Origin of the sequence: Streptomyces composti (assembly GCF_012034205.1) — a bacterium.
Classification (GTDB): domain Bacteria; phylum Actinomycetota; class Actinomycetes; order Streptomycetales; family Streptomycetaceae; genus Streptomyces; species Streptomyces composti.
Map to the genome: position 1 here is coordinate 1 of NZ_JAATEM010000061.1, position 6,075 is coordinate 6,075.

4 protein-coding genes are annotated in these 6,075 nt (G+C 73.6%); 1 reads left to right on the top strand and 3 read right to left on the bottom strand.

Going from position 1 to position 6,075, the window contains the following annotated elements; genetic code table 11:
* Nucleotides 1-486 (bottom strand): VldE C-terminal domain-containing protein (locus tag HCJ93_RS28790; protein WP_444875658.1); only part of this gene is annotated, 486 nt, incomplete at its 3' end.
* 108 nt (nucleotides 487-594) lie between these two features.
* Nucleotides 595-732 carry a hypothetical protein gene (locus tag HCJ93_RS28795; protein WP_167998771.1) on the bottom strand — a complete coding sequence of 46 codons (138 nt, stop codon included), beginning with the start codon at nucleotides 730-732 and terminating at the stop codon, nucleotides 595-597.
* 248 nt (nucleotides 733-980) lie between these two features.
* On the opposite strand from HCJ93_RS28795, the gene HCJ93_RS28800 reads away from it, so the two are divergent.
* Nucleotides 981-4,856: an nSTAND1 domain-containing NTPase gene (locus HCJ93_RS28800; protein ID WP_240967985.1), complete on the top strand. Its 3,876-nt coding sequence runs from the start codon at nucleotides 981-983 to the stop codon at nucleotides 4,854-4,856.
* 81 nt (nucleotides 4,857-4,937) lie between these two features.
* Here HCJ93_RS28800 and HCJ93_RS28805 read toward each other — a convergent pair whose 3' ends face one another.
* The gene (locus HCJ93_RS28805; RefSeq protein WP_167998773.1) at nucleotides 4,938-5,939 is read right to left on the bottom strand and encodes a hypothetical protein; all 1,002 of its coding nucleotides are present in this window, start codon (nucleotides 5,937-5,939) and stop codon (nucleotides 4,938-4,940) included.
* Nucleotides 5,940-6,075: the final 136 nt, after the last annotated feature.

Here is a 6,075-nt window from a genome sequence, read left to right on the forward strand (position 1 = left end):
CCCGGCATGCCTCGCCCCCGTCCACCAGCTGGTCTCCTTGCGCGCCCCGGCCCAGCTGAAGCTGAAGTGCACGTGATCGGTGTGCGGCGAGCGGCCGGTGTACGGAGTCCAGCCGCCGTCGGCGCGGTACGCCTTCCAGATGCGCCGGTTCCAGATGATGTACATGATGCCGAAACGGCGGGCCATCGCATGCTTGTTGCCGTACCGGTCCGTCGCCAGCAGCCAGTCCAGCAGGTCGGCGGCGATATGGGCCTGCCCGTTGACATTGACGCCCCAGTCGAAGGCGCGCCCCTCCTTGTGCTCGCTGACGCCTTCGGCTGAGCACTCCCGGCTGATGCCGAGGCTGGTCGTGCCCGGGTAGGTGGCGAGCAGCAGATCCCGAAAGGCGAGGACGCCGGGCTTGGCGGCGGGATCGCAGCGGCGCTGCCCGTCGTATGCGGCGTAGGGGTCGATGGCGGGTCCGAAGTCCGGTGCCCTGGGTGGCATGACTGTCTCCTTCTCATGGGTTTCTCATGGACGGCTGGTGGTGGGGCCCGCCGGGCGGCGGGTTGCGTGGGCGGACCTGGCCGCCCGGCGCGCCTCGTGACGGTCGTCTCAGCCCGTTCGGCCGCGCCACGTCATGCAGTGGCTGTGGCTGTGCTTCTCGCAGTCCTGGGCGGAGGTCGCCAGGACGGTGCCGAGCACCACGGCCGTGGTGAGCACGAGGGCGGCGAACCGGGTCCGCATGGGCATGGGTTCCTTTCGTCAGGGGTGTGGCCGGAGCGCGAGGTCCGGGGTCTCGTCACGCCCCCGTCACTCCTTGGGGGGCGGCCTGCGGCTTCGGGCCGTGACCGGAGAGGACTCGCCGTAGCGTCTCGATCACGGAGAGTCCGGAATCATCGTGGGGAGTCCGGACCGGTGGGGCCAAGGAGGTGCCTGTCGTCTTGCGGGAGCGGAAACAGGAAACACCCCGTGACCTGGGGCAGGACCGGACAGTGGGGATGGTCGGGGAGACCTTCGGGGAGTGCCTGCGGCGGTTGCGCACGGAGCGTGGGCTGTCCCTGGCCGACCTGTCCGCGCTCGTGCACTACAGCCGCGGTCACCTGAGCAAGGTGGAGAACGGGCAGAAGCCCGCCAGCGCCGATCTCGCTCACGGCTGCGACGCGGCGCTGGGAGCCGGGGGCGCGTTGATCGCCCTGGCACCGCCGAGCCGGGGCGCCGCCGCCGGGTCGGTGTGCCCCTATCCGGGGCTGGCGTCGTTCGGGAGGAAGGACGCGCCGTGGTTCTTCGGACGGGAGAGGACGACCGCCGCGCTGGTGGCGCACGTGACCCGGCACCTCGGCGAGCGCAGGGGCGGACCGGTCGTCGTGGTCGGGCCGTCCGGCGCGGGCAAGTCCTCCCTCCTGCACGCCGGACTGCTTCCGGCGCTCGCCGGCGGTGCCCTGCCCGAACCGGGGGCGCGGGCGTGGCCGGCGCTGTGCCTCACGCCCACCTCACGGCCGGCGGCGGAACTGGTGCGCGGCCTGTCGCGCGTGACGGGCCTGGACGCGACCGTCCTGCAACCGGCCTTGGCGGCCGGCCCCGGCGAACTCGCCCGCCTGCTACGGCAGATGCTCAGCAGCCCCGGCGGGCTGCCGCGGCAGGCGGCCGGGGGCCGGCGTACGGCGGGCCGGTCCGGACTGGTCCTGGTGGTCGACCAGTTCGAGGAGGTCTTCACCCTGTGCACCGACGACGAGGAGCGGCACGGCTTCGTGCGTGCGCTGCACGCCCTGGCCACGCCGGAGCCGGGAACACGGGGCCGGATCCTGGTGGTGCTCGGTGTGCGGGCCGACTACTACGGCCAGTGCCTGAACCATCCGGAGCTGGTCGCCGCCCTGCGGCACAGTCAGTTCCCGCTCGGGCCCATGACCACCGACGAGTTGCGGAAAGCCATCGCCGGTCCCGCCCGGGCCGCGGGGCTGGAGCTGGAGCCGGGGCTGCTGGAGCTGCTCCTGAGCGATCTCGGCGCCGGTGAGACAGCCCCCTGCCCGGGCGCCGGGAGCCTTCCGCTGCTCGCCCACGCCCTGCTGACCACGTGGCAGCAGCGGGACCAGGGGCGGCTGACCGTCGCCGGCTACCGGAGCACCGGAGGCATCACGGGGGCCGTGGCCTCCAGCGCCGAACGCGTCTACGGCGGACAGGGCCCGGACGGGCAGGCCGCGGCCCGGCAGCTGCTGCTGGGCCTGGTCCGGATCGGAGAGACGGACCAGGACACTCGGCGGAGGGTCCGCCCCGACCGCCTGCTGTCCATGGTGTCCGAGCCGGAAGCGGCCGGGAAGGTGCTGCACGCGTTCGCCGAGGCACGGCTGCTGACCATGGACGCCGACCACGTCGAGATCACCCACGAGGCGTTGCTGTACGCGTGGCCGCGGCTGCGCGGCTGGATCGACGCCGACCGCGTGGGCCTGCGCAACCACCAGCGCCTGGTCGAGGCCGCCGAGGCCTGGGAGGCGAGCGGACGCGACCCGGCCCTGCTGTACCGGGGCAGCCAGCTGGCCGTGGCGGTGGACTGGCTCGGGGGCCGGCCGGCCGCCCCGGACGCGCCCGAACGCCGTTTCCTGGACGCCGGGGTACGCCACGAGCAGCACGAGGCCGCCGCCCGCCGCCGCCGCACCCGCCGGCTGCGGCAGCTGGTCGCCCTGCTCACCGTGCTGGTGCTGCTGACGGCCGGAGCCACCGGATACGCGCTGTGGCAGCGGACCGACGCCCTGGCCGAACGGGACCGTTCCGCGGCGCAGGTGGCCGTCGACGACGCCGAGCGGCTCCGGCAGGTCGATCCCTCGCTCGCCATGCGGCTGAGCCTGGCCGCCCACCGCATCGCCCCCACCCCGGCGACCCGCGGAGCCCTGCTGGCCTCCTCGGGCAGCGTGTACTCCACACCGCTGCCCCGCCACCGGTACACCGTGCGCCGGGCCTTCTTCCACGGCTCCCTGCTGGCCACCGCCGCCGAGGACGGACTGCTGCGGCTCACCGACATGCGCCGCCCCACCCGGCCGGCCGCGGTCGCCGCCCTGCGTCACCGTGACTCCCTGACCGGCGCGGCGATGACACGAGACGGGAAACTCCTGGCCACCGGGGGTGCCGACGAGGCGGTGACCCTGTGGGACGCCTCGCACGTCCCGCCCCGGAAGCTGGACTCGCTCCCCGCGGGAGGCCCGGTCTCGGCGCTGGACATCAGCCCCGACGCCACGACCCTGGTCGCCGTCACCGCGGAAGGAGGCCTGCGCGTCTGGGACATCACCCGCCGGGAACGGCCGGTCCGCGCCCCCGGGGTACGCGGAGCCGGTCACCAGGGGCCGGTCAACGGTGTCGCCTTCAGCCCCGACGGCCGTACCTTCGCCACCGCGAGCGACGACCACACCGTCCGGCTGTGGACCAGGACCGACGGCGGAAGGCCCGCACTCGTCAAGGTCCTGCGCAGCCACAAGGCCCAGGTGCGCGCGGTGGCCTTCGCGCCCGACGGCCGGACGCTGGCCAGCGTCAGCTTCGACCGGACCGTCCACCTCACCCCGGTCGCCGACCCTCGGCGACCGAAGCGGCCCAGAATCCTGCACGGCCACAACGGCCTGATCCACAGCGTCGCATTCCGGTCCGACGGACGGCAGTTGGTGACCGGAGGCGACGACCAGACCGCCCGGCTGTGGGACCTCGGCCTCGGCCGGCAACTGATGGCCCTGCCCCAGCCCAATCCGGTGCGCGCCGTGGCCTTCGGCCCCGGAGGCGCCCTGGCCACCGGCGACGACGAGGGCCGCGTGCTGCTCTGGCACCTCCCGCCGCCGGTGGTGCTGACACCGGCACCGGCCCTGTCGGCGTCCCACGCCCTCGGCGGGCGGCTGCTGGTCACGGCGAACCAGGGAGCCGGCGCACGGATCTGGCGCCGCTCAGCCACGGGCCGTGTCACCCCGCTGGGGCATGTGCCGCATCCGACGGAGGTCAACGCGGTGGCCGTCAGCCGGGACGGAGGGCTCCTGGCCACCGCCGGCCAGGACCACCGGGCGCGGCTGTGGGACGTGACGGACCCCGGCCGCCCCCGCCTGCTCCACACGATCACCCGGCACACCGATGCGCTCTACGCGGTCGCCCTGAGCCGCGACAAGCGCCTGCTCGTCACCGGCGGAGAGGACCACACCGCCCGGCTGTGGGACATCAGCCGCCCCGGCCACCCCGTGCACCTGGCGGATCTGACCGAGCACACCGACCGGATCAACTCGGTGTCCCTGAGCGCAGACGGCCGCCTGCTGGCCACCGCGGGCGGCGACTACCGCGCGCGCCTGTGGGACCTCTCCGACCGCCGGAACCCGGTGGTGATCGCCGAGCTGCTCCACCCCAACCAGGTCAACGGAGTCGAACTCGCCCCGGACAAGGGAGTCCTGGCGACCACCGACGACGACCGCAAGGTCCGGCTGTGGACCGTCCCGAGGACCGCGCCCCGCTCACCGGTGCGGGCATCCACCGCACCGATGAGCGTCATGATCGGACACCGCGAGGCGTCCCGTGCCGTCGCCTTCGCGCCGGACGGCAGGACCCTGGCCACCACCAGCGACGACCGCACGGCCCAGTTGTGGGACGTCACCGATCCCTGGCGGCCGGTTCTGCTCACCACCTTGACCGGCCACTCCGGTCCCGTCCTCGACGCGGAGTTCACCCCCGACGGACGGTCCCTGGTGACCGCCGGGCAGGACGCCACCCTGCGGTTCTGGTCCAACGACCCCGGCGCCGTCATCCGCCGCATCTGCACGGTCGACGGCCCCCTGCGCCGCGAGGAGTGGGCGGCCCACTTCCCGCAACAGCCCTTCCGCCGGTCCTGCGAACGGACCGGCGGAAGGAGCACCGCCTGATGGCAGGCCGGCGGGAGGGGCACCGCCCGGTGGCGGGCCGGCGGCAGGAACTTGCCTGAAGCCGGCCCGGCGGTCAGGACATCAGAACCCGGCCGCCGCGTAGGCGCCGTACGCCGCCGGAGGGGCCACATCGGCGGCCGGGCACCGGGACTCGCGGGGCCAGGGCCACTGTGTGAGGTGGCGCACCCGGCGGTCGGCGTCCGCCATCGCCCGGCGGATGCCGTCGGCGGCCTCCGCGTCGTCGTAGTACACCTCACCGACGATCAGCGGCTGCCGGTAACCGATGGCGTCCAGGGCCGCGTCGGCATCCATGAACTGCCGGTACTCGTCACCGTTCCCGGGCTGCCCGTACAGATGGACCTCCAGGACCTCGGGCGGCTGGTCCCCGTACACCTCCGGCAGGTGCGGCACCCGGCCGGCGATCCAGACCATCATGGAGAAGCCGACCGTGTCCGAGGTGCCGAACTCCCGCCGGTAGTCGCGCCACAGCGTCCTGTCGTACTGCAGCAGGACGTCCTCGTCGTCGGCCGGCGCACCCTCGTTGAGCAGGTCGAGCACATACGGGATTCCGGAGCGCACGACCTCGGCGCGCACCTGACGGATCACCGCCAGGTTCTCCTGGTACAGCCCGCGGTCGAACGCCTGCCATTCCCTGGGATCGTTGGCGTCCATCGGGAAGAAGGCGATCTCCACCGCTTCGAAGCCCGTCGCCTTCACGTCCTGGAGCAGGGAGCGCAGATTGCGCAGATGGGCGCGGCTGATCCCGCCGTTCGTCGAGTCCATGACGGTGCCCGAGTCGGGCCCCCGGTGGTGGAACAGCGGGATGCGCAGCCGCTTCTGGCCGCCCCGCGCCATCTGCTCCAGCTGGTCCCGGACGAGGTCCGGGGCCCGGTCGTAGCTGTTCACCACGCCGTAGGGCTCCCGCGTGCAGTCCTCGTCGACCCGGTAGGTGAAGTAGTTCGACCCTCCTCTCAGCTCCGCTCGCGGCGCTGCCGCCGGGTGCATCCCGGCCAGGCACACCACCGCCGCCAGCAGGGCCAGAACCTGCCGTGCCGCCCAGCGCGTCACGGGTACTCGTCGCACGTTCGTCTCCTTGCACAGCTCGCCGGGCACGTCGCACACCCGCCCGGCCCGTTCACGGGGCGCTCGTTCCGGCGCGGCCCGGTTCTCCCTGCCGCGGCAACGGCGAGCGAGCGGACGCGGACACGGTGTCGGTGGC

Bases quoted from the DNA above. Each gene is read 5' to 3' on its own strand.
- HCJ93_RS28795 (WP_167998771.1), bottom strand. From the start codon at position 732: ATGCCCATGCGGACCCGGTTCGCCGCCCTCGTGCTCACCACGGCCGTG.
- HCJ93_RS28800 (WP_240967985.1), top strand. From the start codon at position 981: ATGGTCGGGGAGACCTTCGGGGAGTGCCTGCGGCGGTTGCGCACGGAG.